This window comes from Ruthenibacterium lactatiformans (assembly GCF_000949455.1).
Lineage (GTDB): Bacteria > Bacillota > Clostridia > Oscillospirales > Ruminococcaceae > Ruthenibacterium > Ruthenibacterium lactatiformans.
Genome location: NZ_JXXK01000007.1, coordinates 1 through 14156 on the forward strand (window position 1 = coordinate 1; position 14156 = coordinate 14156).

The 14156-nt window shown below is 59.4% G+C and carries 13 protein-coding genes; 7 read left to right on the forward strand and 6 right to left on the reverse strand.

Annotated features, from left to right (window positions below):
- Positions 1-101: 101 nt before the first annotated feature.
- The 5 genes from TQ39_RS06590 to TQ39_RS06610 all read right to left on the reverse strand — a co-directional run bounded on the left by TQ39_RS06590 (position 102) and on the right by TQ39_RS06610 (position 4921).
- Positions 102-1094, reverse strand: a complete 993-nt coding sequence (locus tag TQ39_RS06590) for an ABC transporter substrate-binding protein (RefSeq protein WP_050004967.1) — start codon at positions 1092-1094, stop codon at positions 102-104.
- Between the two features lie 72 nt (positions 1095-1166).
- On the reverse strand, positions 1167-1991 hold the full coding sequence (locus TQ39_RS06595) for an ABC transporter permease (RefSeq protein WP_009324766.1): 825 nt from the start codon (positions 1989-1991) through the stop codon (positions 1167-1169).
- Positions 1978-2745 (reverse strand): ABC transporter ATP-binding protein, encoded by a 768-nt coding sequence (locus TQ39_RS06600; RefSeq protein ID WP_009324767.1) that lies wholly within the window; start codon positions 2743-2745, stop codon positions 1978-1980. The genes TQ39_RS06595 and TQ39_RS06600 overlap by 14 nt, the downstream gene beginning before the upstream one ends.
- A gap of 322 nt (positions 2746-3067) precedes the next feature.
- Positions 3068-4549, reverse strand: a complete 1482-nt coding sequence (glpK, locus tag TQ39_RS06605; RefSeq protein WP_050004968.1) for a glycerol kinase GlpK — start codon at positions 4547-4549, stop codon at positions 3068-3070.
- A gap of 24 nt (positions 4550-4573) precedes the next feature.
- A complete protein-coding gene (locus tag TQ39_RS06610) occupies positions 4574-4921 on the reverse strand; it encodes a RidA family protein (protein WP_009324769.1) in 348 nt (115 codons plus the stop codon).
- Between the two features lie 180 nt (positions 4922-5101).
- Here TQ39_RS06610 and TQ39_RS06615 point away from each other — a divergent pair, with 180 nt between their 5' ends.
- The 6 genes from TQ39_RS06615 (at position 5102) to TQ39_RS06640 (ending at position 12934) form a co-directional block, all read left to right on the forward strand.
- Positions 5102-6613, forward strand: coding sequence for a D-alanyl-D-alanine carboxypeptidase family protein (locus TQ39_RS06615; RefSeq protein WP_050004969.1), 1512 nt, complete (start codon positions 5102-5104; stop codon positions 6611-6613).
- A 60-nt stretch (positions 6614-6673) separates the two neighbouring features.
- The gene (locus tag TQ39_RS06620) at positions 6674-8125 is read left to right on the forward strand and encodes a nicotinate phosphoribosyltransferase (RefSeq protein WP_009324771.1); all 1452 of its coding nucleotides are present in this window, start codon (positions 6674-6676) and stop codon (positions 8123-8125) included.
- Positions 8126-8160: 35 nt separating this feature from the next.
- A complete protein-coding gene (locus tag TQ39_RS06625) occupies positions 8161-9939 on the forward strand; it encodes an ABC transporter ATP-binding protein (protein WP_050004970.1) in 1779 nt (592 codons plus the stop codon).
- Between the two features lie 51 nt (positions 9940-9990).
- The gene (locus TQ39_RS06630) at positions 9991-10794 is read left to right on the forward strand and encodes a glycosyltransferase (protein ID WP_069955701.1); all 804 of its coding nucleotides are present in this window, start codon (positions 9991-9993) and stop codon (positions 10792-10794) included.
- Positions 10795-10882: 88 nt separating this feature from the next.
- Positions 10883-11410: a nitroreductase family protein gene (locus TQ39_RS06635; protein ID WP_009324774.1), complete on the forward strand. Its 528-nt coding sequence runs from the start codon at positions 10883-10885 to the stop codon at positions 11408-11410.
- 204 nt (positions 11411-11614) lie between these two features.
- A complete protein-coding gene (locus TQ39_RS06640; RefSeq protein ID WP_050004971.1) occupies positions 11615-12934 on the forward strand; it encodes an MFS transporter in 1320 nt (439 codons plus the stop codon).
- 135 nt (positions 12935-13069) lie between these two features.
- Here the strand turns inward: TQ39_RS06640 and TQ39_RS06645 are convergent, their stop codons facing one another.
- Positions 13070-13504 carry an Hsp20/alpha crystallin family protein gene (locus tag TQ39_RS06645; protein WP_050004972.1) on the reverse strand — a complete coding sequence of 145 codons (435 nt, stop codon included), beginning with the start codon at positions 13502-13504 and terminating at the stop codon, positions 13070-13072.
- 309 nt (positions 13505-13813) lie between these two features.
- On the opposite strand from TQ39_RS06645, the gene TQ39_RS06650 reads away from it, so the two are divergent.
- Positions 13814-14146: a hypothetical protein gene (locus TQ39_RS06650; protein WP_050004973.1), complete on the forward strand. Its 333-nt coding sequence runs from the start codon at positions 13814-13816 to the stop codon at positions 14144-14146.
- The last annotated feature ends 10 nt before the right edge of the window (positions 14147-14156 follow it).

Below are 14156 nucleotides of genomic sequence, written 5' to 3' on the forward strand. Positions count from 1 at the left end.
CTTTTTGAGTACGCTGTGCGCCAAAACCGTCAGCCCAAAACCGATGTTTTCTTGCGTCAACGCGCCTTTGGCGGGACGCTTTTTTATTGTGTCGTATCGCTTTACTGCATCGCCTTTTCCGCAAAGGTATTGTTTACGATCACGTCGTGCGGCGCTGTTTTCTCCAGCTCGCCTGCGGCTGTCATCACCGTTTGCAGCAAATCGAAGCTCTCCTGCGTGAGCACCGGGTCCGTGCTGTACGCGCCGATGTCCTTGTAGCGCTGGACAGCGCTGGTCAGCAGGGCAATATCGGTGTCCGGGAAGCTGTCTTTGACCACTTCCGCGATCTCGGCGGCGGAATGCTCCGCCACCCATTTCTGGCCCTTGTACACGGCATTGGTAAAGCGCTGGATCATATCCGCGTTTTTTTCGATAAAGCTCTTTTTGGCAAAATACGCGGTGTAGGGCATCTCTCCCGCTTCCTCGCCCACAGCCGCCACGATGTAGCCCTTGCCCTCGGCTTCCACGGAGGATGCCGTCGGCTCGAACATCGTCACATAGTCGCCTGTGCCGCCCAAAAACGCACCCGTCATGTTGTCGAACTGGATGCTGTTGTCCAGCAGCAGGTCGGACGCCGGGTCCATGCCGTTTTTGCGGATGGCATACTCAAACGCCATATACGGCACGCCGCCCTTGCGGCCCGGCAGGATGTGCTTGCCCGCCAGCTTATCCCAGGTAAAGCTGTCGTCCTTTTCGCGCCCCACCAAAAAGCTGCCGTCGCATTTCGTTACCTGCGCAAACACCTCGGTGTAGTCCTCTTTGCCCTCGTTGTATACATAGATGCTGGCCTCCGGCCCCGCAAAGCCGATGTCCACGTTGCCGGAAAGCACCGCGCTCATCACTTTGTCCGCACCGCCGCCGTTGGAAAGCTCCACGTCCAGCCCCTCGTCCGCGAAGAAGCCCTTTGCCAGCGCCACATACTGCGGCGCATAGAAAATGGAATGCGTCACCTCGCACACCGTCACCTTTTGCATTTCCTTTGTCTTGCCGCTGCAGCCCGCCAGAGCCGTCAGCGCCAGACCCACACACAGGAGAAGCGCCAAACCTTTTTTCATTTATTACCACCCTTTCTTTATCGGTAAGCCCGGCGCTTTTCGCCGCGCTTATTCCCCCTGTTCCGCCCGCCGTCAGCCCCCGAACCAACGGCTCACGAATTTTTGCAGCAGCACCACGCTCTGGTACATCAGCGCCGCCATCACGGACAAAATGAGCACGCTGGACATCACGAGGTCCAGTTGAAACACCTGCCCGCCGTATACGATCAGATACCCCAGCCCGGCCTTGCTGACGAGGAACTCGCCCGCAATAACGCCCACCAGTGATAACCCGATGTTGATTTTCAATGAATTAAACAATGTGTTGATATTGGACGGAAATACGATCTTGGTGAATACCTGGCGCTTTGTGGCGCCGAAGGTGCGCGCCATTTTAATGCTTTCCGGGTTGGTTGCACGGAAGCCCGCCAGCATCTCCAGCACCGTGACGATGAGGGAAATGGCCAGCGCCATGAAAATGATGGCCTCGGTGCCCGCGCCCACGACGATGATGATAACAGGCCCCAGCGCGATCTTGGGCAGGCTGTTGAGCACTACCAGATAAGGCTCCGCCACGCGGGACACAAAGCCGGACCACCACAGCACGACGGCGATGGCCACGCCCAGCAGCACGCCCAGCACAAAGCCCGTCAGCGTTTCATACAGCGTCACGCCCACATGCATCATCAAATGGTTCTGGGACATGTTGCGCAGCGTTTCCAGGATGCGCGATGGCTGGCTGAGGATAAAGCTGTCGATCCACCCCAGCCGGGCGGATATCTCCCATTGGGCAAAAAAGAACACAAGAAAGCCGATCTGGCACGCGTGCACCAGATGGGTGCGCCGCCTTTTGCGGCGCAGATACAGCGTGCGCTCGCGCGAGACGGCGGGCGGGTTCGTCGGTCTAGCTTTTTTCATCGGTACTCAGCTCTTTCCATATATGGTCGAAGTAAGGGCCGAACTGCCGGTTGGCCCGGCACGAGAGCGGCGAGCGCCCCGGCCCGAAGTCCACGGACAGGATCTCCTTTACCTGCGCGGGCCGCGCGGAAAGGACGAGTATCTTATCCCCCATGCTGATGCTCTCCGGGATATCATGCGTGACCATCAGCGTGGTAACCTGCTCCCGCTTCAAAATGCGGTATACATCGTCGGTGACGTTCAGGCGCGTCTGATAATCCAGCGCCGAAAACGCCTCGTCCAGCAGCAGGATATCCGGCCCTGTGGCCAGTGTGCGGATGAGCGCCACGCGCTGGCGCATGCCGCCGGAAAGCTGGCGCGGGTATTTGTGGCGGAATTCATACAGGCCGTAGGTTTTGAGCAGCTCCCGGGCGCGGGCCACGTTCTGCGGCGTTTTGGCGCCGCGGATCTCCAGCCCGAACAGCACATTGCTTAAAATGGTGCGCCACTCCAGCAAATTGTCGCGCTGCAGCATATAGCCGATGTGCCTTGAAATACCTGTGACGACCTCTCCGTCCACATAGACCCGCCCGGAAGTGGGCGGCAGCAGCCCGGCAATGATGGAAAGCAGCGTGCTTTTTCCGCAGCCGGACGGCCCCACGATGCTCATGAACTCCCCCTTCTGTACAGTGAAGCTGATGTGCTCGAAGGCTGTGACTTCCCCGTTTTCGGCCTGGTATTTGTGGCCGACGTCCTCTACGCGCAAAATCTCCATGGCGCACTCCCCCTCTCCCGCCGCGTCGGCGCGCCCCGCCGCGGCATGCCGGCTGTAACGGCGCGCCGGACACCCGGCGCCGCATACCGTCTGTTCAGCCGTGATAGTACAGTACATGCAGAACAGCCGCGTTTTGATACTCAGCGCAGCGCACGGTTCTTTCTTTGCGCGCCCTGAAACGGGTCCGGGCTGTTTTTTTGCCGGGAAGAGGCCTTGGAAATAAATTTTCGTACAACAAAAGCAGCCGCGGCGAGTCTCCCCGCCGCGGCTGCTTTTGTCCGCATGGATTTTATTGTAACGGCAGCGCGGCTTCCCGGCCGCGTTACGCCCAGCCCCGGGCGCGCTCCACTGCCTTGTGCCAGCCGTCCACCAGCTCCCGCGCACGGGCCGTTTCCATCTGCGGCTCGTACAGCTTATCCAGCGTCCACTGGCCCTTGATGTCGTTCAGGTCGCGCCAGACGCCTGTGGCCAGGCCCGCCAGATACGCCGCGCCCAGAGCCGTGGTCTCGCGGATCATCGGACGGCGTACCGTCACGCCCGCAATGTCGGCCTGGAACTGCATCAGCAGGTTATTTGCCGAAGCGCCGCCGTCCACCTTCAGTTCTTTGAACTGCACGCCGCTGTCCGCCTGCATGGCTTTCAGCACGTCCAGCGTCTGGTAGGCGATGCCCTCCAGCGCCGCGCGGATGATGTGGTTGCGCCCGGCGCCCCGCGTCAGCCCCAGGATGGCGCCCCGGGCGTACATATCCCAGTACGGCGCGCCCAGCCCGGTGAACGCGGGCACCACATACACGCCCGCGCTGTCTTTCACTTTATTTGCGAAATACTCGCTGTCGGCGCTCTCGTTGATGAGCTTCAGCTCGTCCCGCAGCCATTGGATGACCGCCCCGCCCACGAACACACTGCCCTCCAGCGCATAGGTCGCCTTCCCGTTCAGGCCGACGGCCACGGTGGTGAGCAGGCCGTTTTTGCTCTCCACAGGTGTGTCCCCTGTGTTCATCAGCATAAAGCAGCCCGTGCCGTATGTATTTTTCACATCGCCCCGCGCAAAGCATGTCTGGCCGAACAGGGCGGCCTGCTGGTCGCCCGCCGCGCCCGCGATGGGTATTTCGGCCCCGCCGATGCGCGCCGCACCGTACACCATGCTGGAATCGCAAACTTTGGGCAGCATGCACATGGGAATGTCGAGCAGCGCACAGATATCCTTGTCCCATTCCAGCGTATGGATGTTGAACAGCATCGTGCGCGAGGCGTTGGTGACGTCCGTCACATGGGCCGCGCCGCCCGTCAGCTTCCAGATAAGCCAGGTGTCCACGGTGCCGAATAAAAGTTCGCCCCGCTCGGCCCGCTCACGTGCGCCCTCCACATTGTCCAATATCCACTTGATTTTTGTCGCGCTGAAATATGCGTCGATGAGCAGGCCTGTTTTGGCCCTGATCTCGTCCGCATAGCCCCGCTCCACAAGATTCGTGCAGAAATCGGACGTGCGGCGGCACTGCCACACGATGGCATTGTACACCGGACGGCCGGTGTTTTTGTCCCAGACGATGGTCGTCTCGCGCTGGTTGGTGATGCCGATGGCCGAGATCTCGCCCGCCTCCATGCCGCTGCGGGCCAGCACCTCCACCAGCACGCCGTACTGGGAGGCATAGATCTCCAGCGGGTCGTGCTCCACCCAGCCCGTTTTGGGATAATGCTGTGTAAATTCCTTCTGTGCCATGTTGACGATGTTCTGGTGCTCGTCAAAAATAATGGCGCGGCTGGACGTCGTGCCCTGGTCGAGGGCCATGACGTATTTGCTCATGCGGTACGCCCCCTTCCGGCGGGCTCAAAGCGCCGCCGTCACCGAAATTTTAATTTTGTATTCCGGCACGGCCAGCTGGCCGCCCGTGACGCTGCGCGCCGGTTCATAGCCGTCCACGACCCAGGCGTCCCACACGGCGTTGAACGCGCCGTAATCGGCCATGTCCGCCAGCGTGATGGCAGCTGTGAGCACCCGCGTTTTGTCAATGCCGTTGCGCGCCAGAATGTTGTCGATGATGTGGATGACGTCCTGCGTCTGGCCCGTGATATCGGCGTCCAGGTCTGTGGTGGTGATGCCGCTGGTGTACAGGATGCCGTTGTACGACACGCTCTGCGCGCGGCGGCCGTTTGCCCCGTTGCGTTTGATCTCCATAGTTTTACCCTCCCGTTTGTATTTCGCGCCGCGCGCAGAACGCGCGCGGCGGCAAAAATCCTTTTCATTTTCGTGCCAATCTGCTATAATCTAAAGTATGAACAGCCTTTTTTCACGCCTGCCGGGTCATACTATGCAGGTGTTTCTTTTATCTTAACATTTTCTGCGAGGAATTTCCATATGAAAAAATGCGCTGCCGGGCTTGCAGCCCTGTTTCTTATCGTTATTTTTCTTTCGCCGCGCGCCTTTGCCGCCGGGTACGAGCTGCCCGAAGGTACGTCCATCACGGCGCAGTCGGCTTATTTTGTCAACCTGGACACGGGCATCGTGGTGTTTGAACAAAACGCGGACGAGCAGCGAAGCGTGGCCAGCCTGACCAAATTGATGACCGCGCTGCTGCTGATGGAAAATGTGAGCGACCTGGAAAGCACCATGATCGAAGCAAACCGCGATTTATATACGGGAGCCATCATTGACCCCACAGTGCGCGCCTCCCACGCCGACATCCGCCCGGGCGAACATGTGAGCGCGCTGAACATGCTGTACGCGATGATGCTGCCAAGCGCCAACGAGGCCGCCGAGGCCGTGGGGTATTACCTGGGCAACGGCAACCTGAACAACTTTTACGCGCTGATGAACGCCCGCGCGGCCGCGCTGGGCTGCACCAACACCAATTTCACCAGCACCAACGGGCTTGTGGATATGGATGAAGGCAACTATTCCTCCGCCCACGACATTGCGCTCATCACGCAGGAATGCTGGAAGCACGAGGTCTTCCGCACCGTCGTGGGCACGGCGGCCCATCAGATGCCCGCGGCCGAAAGTCACAATGAACCATATAATATTCTTAGCTTAAATGCTATGATCAAGCCGTCTTCCACGGTGTATCGTTCCTATATCAAAGGCGTCAAAACGGGGTCTACCCATGACGCGGGCCGCAACTTTGCCTCCGCCGCCGTCAACGACAAAGGCGAGACATACATCGGTGTGGTGCTGGGCGCGCCGTGGGACGCGGCCGAGGACGGCTATGCTTATTCGTTTCATGACACCGCCACCATCTACGACTGGCTGTTCGCCAATTACTCCATCAAGCCTTCCATCGACACCGGTTCGCCCGTGACGGAGGTCAAGGTGAATTATTCCTCTGAAGCGGACACGCTGATGCTCTACCCCGCCGGCGACCTTAAGACCGTGCTTCCCAACGACAGCGACGAGCTGCTGGAAAAAACCTTCGATGTGCCCGAAAGCGTGGACGCTCCCATTGCCATGGGAGACAAGGTCGGCACCGTGACGCTGACGCTGAACGGCGCGCTGGTCGGCACCGTGGATCTCATTGCAGGGCAGGACGTGGCCCGGAACGGTTTTTTGTATGCGGTGTCACGCGTGCAGGCATTCTTCGGCGGGCTTTATTTCCGTGTGGTATGTATCCTGACGGCCATCTTTCTTGTGGGATACGGCCTGCTGACGTTCTGGATGTACAACCGGCAGAAGCGGCAGCGCGTCCGCCGCGCGGGCGGCCCGGGCAATGCGCCCCGCGCTCCGCGGCCCGGCCGGCCTCCCTCAGCCGGGCGCGGCGTTCCGCCTCCTGCAGGAAAGCCCTCCGCCTCCCGTCCCCCCAGCTCCGGGCCGGACGAGCTTGACCTCGGCTTCCTCGAAGACGATTTCACCTTCGGCCCGCCGGGCGAGGACTGACGCCCCTTTTTGTTTTTGAAATAAATGCAGCAAATACAATAAAGAAAGCCGGAATCTGTGATGACAAATATCAACGACGCACGCAACCTGACGCTTCTGATGGATTTCTACGAGCTGACCATGGCGGCCGGCTATTTCGAAGAAGGCTACACCGACAAGGTGGGCGTGTTCGACATGTTCTTCCGCAAGATACCCGACGGCGGCGGCTTTGCCATTGCCGCGGGCCTGGAGCAGTTCTGTGAGGTAGTGGATAACCTTCATTTCAGCGAAGAGGACATCGAATACCTGCGGGGCAAGGGCTGCTTCTCCGAGCAGTTCCTCGACTATCTGCGCCGCTTTGAATTCCACTGCAATATCTGGGCTGTGGCCGAGGGCACGCCCATTTTCCCCCACGAGCCCATCGTCATCGTGGAGGGCCCGGCCATCGAGGCCCAACTCATCGAGACGCTGCTTCTGGTCACCTTCAACCATCAAAGCCTGATCGCCACCAAGACGAACCGCATTGTCCGTGCGGCGCAGGGCCGCCCGGTGATGGAGTTCGGCTCCCGGCGGGCACAGGGGTACGACGCCGCCGTGCTGGGCGCGCGCGCAGCGTACATCGGCGGCGTGGTAGGCACCGCCTGCGTCATGGCGGACAGGCAGTTCGGCATCCCCGCGCTGGGTACCATGGCCCATAGCTGGGTGCAGATGTTCCCCAGCGAATACGAGGCCTTCAAGCGGTACGCCGAGCTTTACCCCGACAACTGCACGCTGCTGGTGGATACTTACAGCGTGGTGAAGAGCGGTGTGCCCAATGCCATCCGCGTGTTCGACGAAGTACTCAAGCCTCTGGGCATCCGTCCCAAGGGCGTACGCATCGATTCCGGCGACATTGCGTACCTTTCCAAAAAGGCGCGCAAAATGCTGGATGCGGCGGGCTATCCGGACTGCGGCGTGTGCGCGTCCAACTCTCTAGACGAATATCTGGTGCGAGACCTGATCCTGCAGGGCGCGCAGGTGACGAACTTCGGCATCGGTGAAAATATGATCACCAGCAAGAGCGACCCTGTGTTCGGCGGCGTGTACAAGCTGGCCGCTGTGAAGGATGGAGGCCGGTATCTTCCGAAGATCAAAATCAGCGAAACAGCGGAAAAGACCACCATCCCGCACCTGAAAAACCTGTACCGCATCTACGACAACGACACCGGAAAGGCCATGGCCGATTACATCACCATGGCGGACGAGACCGTGGATGTGACGGACGGCATCACCTTGTTCGACCCGGTGGAGACTTGGAAAAAGCGTACCTTTACCAACGTGCGCGCCGAACGGCTGAACCGTCCCATTTATGTGAACGGAAAGCGCGTGTACGAAAACCCGCCGCTGCGGGATATCCGGGATTTCTGCGCCGCTCAGGTGGCGACTCTGTGGGATGAGGTGACCCGCTTTGAAAATCCCCACCGCTATTATGTGGACCTTTCCCAAAAGCTCTGGGACGAACGCCAGCGTCTGCTGACGGAATTCGGCCGCTGAGCGCGGCATTCAAAGGAGAAAACACAAGGAGAATCATGGAAAAACAGCAAAATTCTATGGCCACGCCGGCGCTGCTGCGCCGCTTCTGGCCCTACATGGCCCGCTATAAGGGCATCCTCTGCTTCGATCTGTTCTGTGCGGCGCTCACCTCGGTGTGCGAGCTGGTTCTGCCGCTCATCATGCGTTCCATCACCAATATGGGCGTAAACGACCTTTCCAGCCTGACGGTGAGCTATATCCTCCGCGTTGGCGCGCTTTATCTGGTGCTTCGGCTCATTGACGGCGCAGCCAACTACTTTATGGCCAACACGGGCCATGTGATGGGCGCGCGCATTGAAACGGATATGCGCCGAGACGCCTTTGACCACCTGCAAAAGCTGTCCGACAGCTACTTTGCCAATACCAAGGTGGGCCAGATCATGGGGCGCATCACCAACGACCTGTTTGATGTAACGGAATTCGCCCACCATTGTCCGGAAGAATTTTTCATCGCCGGGCTGAAGGGCGTTATCTCATTCATCATCCTCGCGGGCATGAACGTATGGCTCACGCTCATTGTGTTTGCGGTAGTGCCCGTTATGGTCATCTGCTGCACGCGCTTTAACCATATGGTGCGCGCCACATTCCTCAAGCAGCGCCGCCACATCGGCGAACTGAACGCCCGCATCGAGGACAGCCTGCTGGGCGAGCGCGTGGTGAAGGCCTTCGGCGGCGAGGACCTTGAGCGCGAAAAATTCGAGCAGGACAACGGACGCTTCCTGGACATCAAAAAGGAGACCTACCGCTGGATGGCCGCCTTCAACACCACCACACGCCTGTTCGACGGGCTGATGTACCTTGTTGTGATCGTGGCAGGCGGCCTGTTTATGCTCTACGGCAAGATCGAGCCGGGCGACCTTGTGGCCTACATGCTGTACGTCACCACGCTGCTGTCCACCATCCGGCGCATCATCGAATTCGCCGAGCAGTTCCAGCGCGGCATGACAGGCATCGAGCGCTTCTGCGAGATCATGGACGCGGATGTAGACATCTTCGACGACGAGAACGCAAAGCCCCTGGAAAATGTGCAGGGACGCATCACCTTCGAGCATGTGAGCTTTGAATATCCGGACGACCACAATAAAGTACTGCATGATTTAAGCCTGGATGTGCGCCCCGGTGAAAAGCTGGCTCTCGTAGGGCCGTCCGGCGGCGGCAAGACGACGCTGTGCAACCTCATTCCCCGTTTTTACGACGCAACGTCCGGCCATGTGTGCATCGACGGCCGCGATGTGAAAACCGTAACGCTGGAATCCCTGCGCAGGGCCATCGGCATCGTGCAGCAGGACGTTTATCTGTTCAGCGGAACCGTGTACGAAAACATCCTCTACGGGCGTCCGGACGCCACCCGCGCCGAGGTGGAGCAGGCCGCAAAGCTGGCCGGCGCGCACGAGTTCATCTCGGCGCTGCACAGCGGCTACGACACCTATGTGGGCGAGCGCGGCGTCAAGCTTTCCGGCGGGCAGAAGCAGCGCATCTCCATTGCCCGCGTATTTTTGAAAAACCCGCCCATCCTCATTCTGGACGAGGCCACCAGCGCGCTGGACAATGAAAGCGAACACCTGGTGGGCCAGAGCCTGGCGCGGCTGGCCCAGGGGCGCACCACCCTCACCATCGCCCACCGCCTGACGACCATCCAGCACGCGGACCGCATTCTTGTGCTGGGCGAGAACGGCATCGAGGAAGAGGGCACCCACGAAGAGCTGATGGCAAAGCACGGCGTTTACCACAAGCTGTGGACGGGCGCCGCCGCGCTGGACAAGCCCATGATGTAAATAACGTTTTCTTTTCCGCACATCCACACCGAAACAGCAAAGGAGGCACCCTTGGAACAACCGCTCGTATCCATCGTCATCCCCGTGTACAACGCGGCGCCGGACCTTGCGCGCTGCATCGAGAGCGTCCGCAAACAGACCTACCGAAACATCGAGGTATTCCTCGTCAACGACGGCAGCAAGGACGCTTCCAGCCCCATCTGCCACATGTACGAACGCATCGACCCCCGTGTCCATGTCATCGACAAGGAAAACGCGGGCGTTTCCGCCGCGCGCAACACGGGCATCGCGGCCGCACAGGGCAAATACATCCAGTTTGTGGACAGCGACGATTACCTTGCTCCGGGCGCCACGGCCACGCTCATTGAGCGGGCCGAACACGCGGGTGCGGACATGGTGATCGCGCATTACTACCGCGTAGACGGCGGCAAAACCACCCGCCACGGCTTCTTAAAACGCCGCGACGTGATGGACCAGCGCGAATTTGCGCGGGAGCTGATGGACGAACCGGCCAGCTTCTACTACGGCGTGCTGTGGAATAAGCTGTACCGCACGGCGCTCATCCGGGACAACGGCGTGCTGTGCCGGGAGGAACTGAACTGGAGCGAGGATTTCCTGTTCAATTTGGAATACATCCGCTATGCCCACCGCTTCTGCGCGGTGGATACCCCGGTGTATTATTACGTCAAAAACGAAAAAAGCATCACTCATACACAGATCGACCTTGTAGGCGTGGTGAAAACCAAGGCCAAGCTGTTCACCTATTATAAAGGCCTGTACGAAAGCCTTGGCCTGTATGAGAAATTCAAGCCGCAGATCTACAAATATCTGGTGGCCACGGCCGAGCATCCATGACGGGAGGGCGCGCGGCACCATCGGCGCCTTACCGCCCCGCCTGTACTGTGCGCGGGGCTTTTTGCAGCCTGAAACAGGGGGATTTTGAATGGACTATAAAAAAATGACCGAAACGCGCCAGAGCTGCCGCGCGTTTGACCCTGTGCGCACACCGGACCGCGCCGTGCTGACGCAGGTGCTGGAAGCCGCGCGCCTTGCGCCCAGCGCCTGCAACAGCCAGCCATACCATTTTTATGTGGCCGTAGACGGCACGGCCCGTGCTGTGGGCGCCGCCACCCAAAGTCTGGGTATGAACAAATTTGCCGGCGACTGTCCCGCGTTCATCGTCGTGGCGGAGCAGCCCTACAACCGCAGTGCCGCCGTGGGCGCAAAGCTGAAAGACCAGGACTACCGCGCCGCGGACATCGGCCTGGCTGTGTCCCAGCTCGTCTACCGCGCCCACGAATTGGGGCTTTCCACCTGCATCCTGGGCTGGTTCGACGAGAAAACGCTGCAGGCGCTGCTGAACACAAACGCCCGTGTGCGTCTTATCATCGCCATCGGCTATGCCCGCGCGGACGATGCGCTGCGCACCAAAAAACGCAAATCCCTGGAAGAACTTGTCACCTGGCTGTGACGGCTCCTTCCGTGAAGAAAAGGAGGATACGCACGGTGAAGCTCTGCATCGCGTCCGCTCCATGCAAGGTCTGACAGGACGAGCCTGCATGGAGCCTCTTCCCCGCATTCGTCCCGGCGGTGTGCGGTTCGCATAGCGGTCCACACCCGGCAGACTTTGCATTTTTGGATTGAAGTATTTCAAACAAAAAGGAGCAAAGTCGATATGAGATCTTTCAAAGTACTGATCAGAGAGCTGCGCGGCTTTTTGATCTTATGGCTGACCCAGTCCTTTTCCGCACTGGGCAGCGCAATGACGAATTTCGCCCTCATCGTCTGGTCTTACCAGGCGCAGGGCTCTGCACTCACCACAGCGCTTTTGTCCGTATGTTCCTATGCGCCCTATGTTGTGATGAGCATTTTCGCAGGCGCTCTGAGCGACCGTTGGAACAAAAAGGCCGTTATGCTGGCCAGTGATAGCTTTGCTGCACTGTGCACGGTCGCTGTGCTGGTACTGCTTCAGGCCGGACGGCTGGAGATCTGGCACCTGTACTGTCTCAACGCATTGAACGGACTGATGAACACCGTGCAGCAGCCCGCCGCGGATGTAGCCATCAGTCTGCTGACGCCCGAAAGACATTACCAGAAAGCCAGCGGCCTTCGTTCGCTCGCCAACTCTCTGATCAACATGCTGACGCCGATGTTTGCCACGGCACTGTTGGCGCTGGCCGGCATCCATGCCGTCATTTTGTTCGATCTGTTCACCTTTTTTGCCGCGTTTCTGTCGCTGCTGTTTCTGGTGAAGCTGCCCGCAGCCCCCTCCGGCGCTGCCCGTGCAGAGAGCGTGCTTCGTTGTGCCCGGCAGGGGCTGCGCTTCTTAAAGGGACAGCGGGGCATCCTTCACCTGATTTTGTTCCTCGCCGCCATCAATTTCACCGCGTCGGTCTACAACGCGGCATTCCCCGCCATGCTGCTTTCCCGCCAAGGCGGCGGCGAGGCTGCTCTGGGTGCCGTCAACACCGCTACGGGAGCCGCGCTGCTTTTGGGCAGTGCCGCCGCCTCGGCGCTGCCGCCGCCCAAAAGCCGTGTGCGGGCGGTTTGCAATACCCTGCTGCTGGCCATGAGTACGGAAAACTTTTTTCTTGCCTTCGGCCGCAGCGTCCCCGTCTGGTGTCTGGGCGCGGTATTGGGCTGGGCCGCCATCCCGTTGATGAATGCCAACCTGGACGTGCTGATGCGCACCCACATCCCCATTGCCATGCAGGGGCGTGTGTTTGCTGCGCGCAATACGCTGCAGTTCTTCACCATTCCGCTGGGGTACTTTGCCGGCGGCCTGCTGGTGGACAAGGTATTCGAGCCGCTCATGGCCCGCCGCCCGGCCGGAAGCCTGCTGTGCGTTTTGTTCGGTGCCGGAAAGGGCTCGGGCGCCGCGCTTCTGTTCTTCCTATTGGGACTGCTGGGTGCTGCCACCTGCCTTGTGTTCCGTCGGGACAGGCAGATCTGGGCGCTGGAATGTCCGGACGGGGCGCGCGCTGCAGGCCGGTAAAACGGCCCGCAGCGCTTTCCCGTATAGCACACTGCTTTCCCTGCACTGCATCCATCTCATAAAAAGGCCCGTGGGCCGCCGTATCTGCGGCGGCCCACGGGCCTTTTTCTTCCTTTTTCTGCCGTACTTGGGGGCTTATTCCCCAGCGATCTCGATGCGGCGCGCCTGCGGGACCCGCGCCGCCTGCTTGGGCAGCGTCAACTCCAGCACACCGTTTTTGTATGCGGCGCTGATGTGTTCCGTATCCACGCCCGAAACGTCGAAGCTGCGGCTGAACGAGCCAAACTTGCGCTCCCGGCGCAGATAGTTGCCGTCTTTGTCCTTTTCTCCGCTCTCGCTGCTGTGGCGCGCCGTGATAACAAGCGTTGTACCGTCCAGATCAATGCCGATGTCCTCGCGCTCAAAGCCCGGCAGCTCTGCCTCCAGCAGATAGCTGTCGCCTTTGTCCTGCACATCGCAGCGGAACTGTGCCATATTGGAAATGCTGCCATCCCAGAAGCTGCGCTCCACATTATCGAGATAATTGAACAAATTGCGTTCATTGCGGCCAAACGGAATCAAGTCAAACATAATCTGCTCCTTTTCTCTGTGCGTACTTTATTTTTCCCGGCGCCCGCGCGCAGACAGGTTGTTTTGCCGGAACATGTTCTTTTTTGTTCCCCTTCGGAACAATTTTTATTATAAAGGCTGTTCGTGAACTATTTTCGCTAAATTTATGAACAAAACATGAATTTTTAGCACTCTATTATATCGAGTGCTAAAAATTTTCAACTTGCAAATTACACTGCTCTTGTGTATAATGAATTTATCTGCCCGCGATGCTTATAATGTATAAAAAGCGTCTGCAGACGGTTTTACAACACCCCAAGGAGGGATATCATGAGCTTTCTTTCCAAACTGGTCGGCATCGGCCTCGTGGCCGGCGCCGCCGTGGCCGCTGTTAAGCTGATCGAGAAGGTTTGGCCGCAGGACGATGCGCTGGACGACGTAGTATACACTGTTGAAACGGGCGAATTTCCGCTGGAGGACGGCACGGACGCCGAAGATGCGCCCGAAGCGCCTTACCGCCCTTTCGATCCCGACGCAGCCCTCGCGCCCGTGCCGAATGTGAACCCTGTGGAGGCGCCGCCCGCCGTGCCCGTGACTGATCCGACCAAAATCGCGGACCCGGCCGATTTCCAGGACTGGGATGAGCTCGGCTGCCAGGGCTGAACGTTCCGCG

What these genes read in the sequence shown, in the direction of transcription:
- TQ39_RS06590 (WP_050004967.1), bottom strand. Translation starts at nt 1,094, where the DNA reads ATGAAAAAAGGTTTGGCGCTTCTCCTGTGTGTGGGTCTGGCGCTGACG.
- TQ39_RS06595 (WP_009324766.1), bottom strand. Translation starts at nt 1,991, where the DNA reads ATGAAAAAAGCTAGACCGACGAACCCGCCCGCCGTCTCGCGCGAGCGC.
- TQ39_RS06600 (WP_009324767.1), bottom strand. Translation starts at nt 2,745, where the DNA reads ATGGAGATTTTGCGCGTAGAGGACGTCGGCCACAAATACCAGGCCGAA.
- glpK (WP_050004968.1), bottom strand. Translation starts at nt 4,549, where the DNA reads ATGAGCAAATACGTCATGGCCCTCGACCAGGGCACGACGTCCAGCCGC.
- TQ39_RS06610 (WP_009324769.1), bottom strand. Translation starts at nt 4,921, where the DNA reads ATGGAGATCAAACGCAACGGGGCAAACGGCCGCCGCGCGCAGAGCGTG.
- TQ39_RS06615 (WP_050004969.1), top strand. Translation starts at nt 5,102, where the DNA reads ATGAAAAAATGCGCTGCCGGGCTTGCAGCCCTGTTTCTTATCGTTATT.
- TQ39_RS06620 (WP_009324771.1), top strand. Translation starts at nt 6,674, where the DNA reads ATGACAAATATCAACGACGCACGCAACCTGACGCTTCTGATGGATTTC.
- TQ39_RS06625 (WP_050004970.1), top strand. Translation starts at nt 8,161, where the DNA reads ATGGAAAAACAGCAAAATTCTATGGCCACGCCGGCGCTGCTGCGCCGC.
- TQ39_RS06635 (WP_009324774.1), top strand. Translation starts at nt 10,883, where the DNA reads ATGGACTATAAAAAAATGACCGAAACGCGCCAGAGCTGCCGCGCGTTT.
- TQ39_RS06640 (WP_050004971.1), top strand. Translation starts at nt 11,615, where the DNA reads ATGAGATCTTTCAAAGTACTGATCAGAGAGCTGCGCGGCTTTTTGATC.
- TQ39_RS06645 (WP_050004972.1), bottom strand. Translation starts at nt 13,504, where the DNA reads ATGTTTGACTTGATTCCGTTTGGCCGCAATGAACGCAATTTGTTCAAT.
- TQ39_RS06650 (WP_050004973.1), top strand. Translation starts at nt 13,814, where the DNA reads ATGAGCTTTCTTTCCAAACTGGTCGGCATCGGCCTCGTGGCCGGCGCC.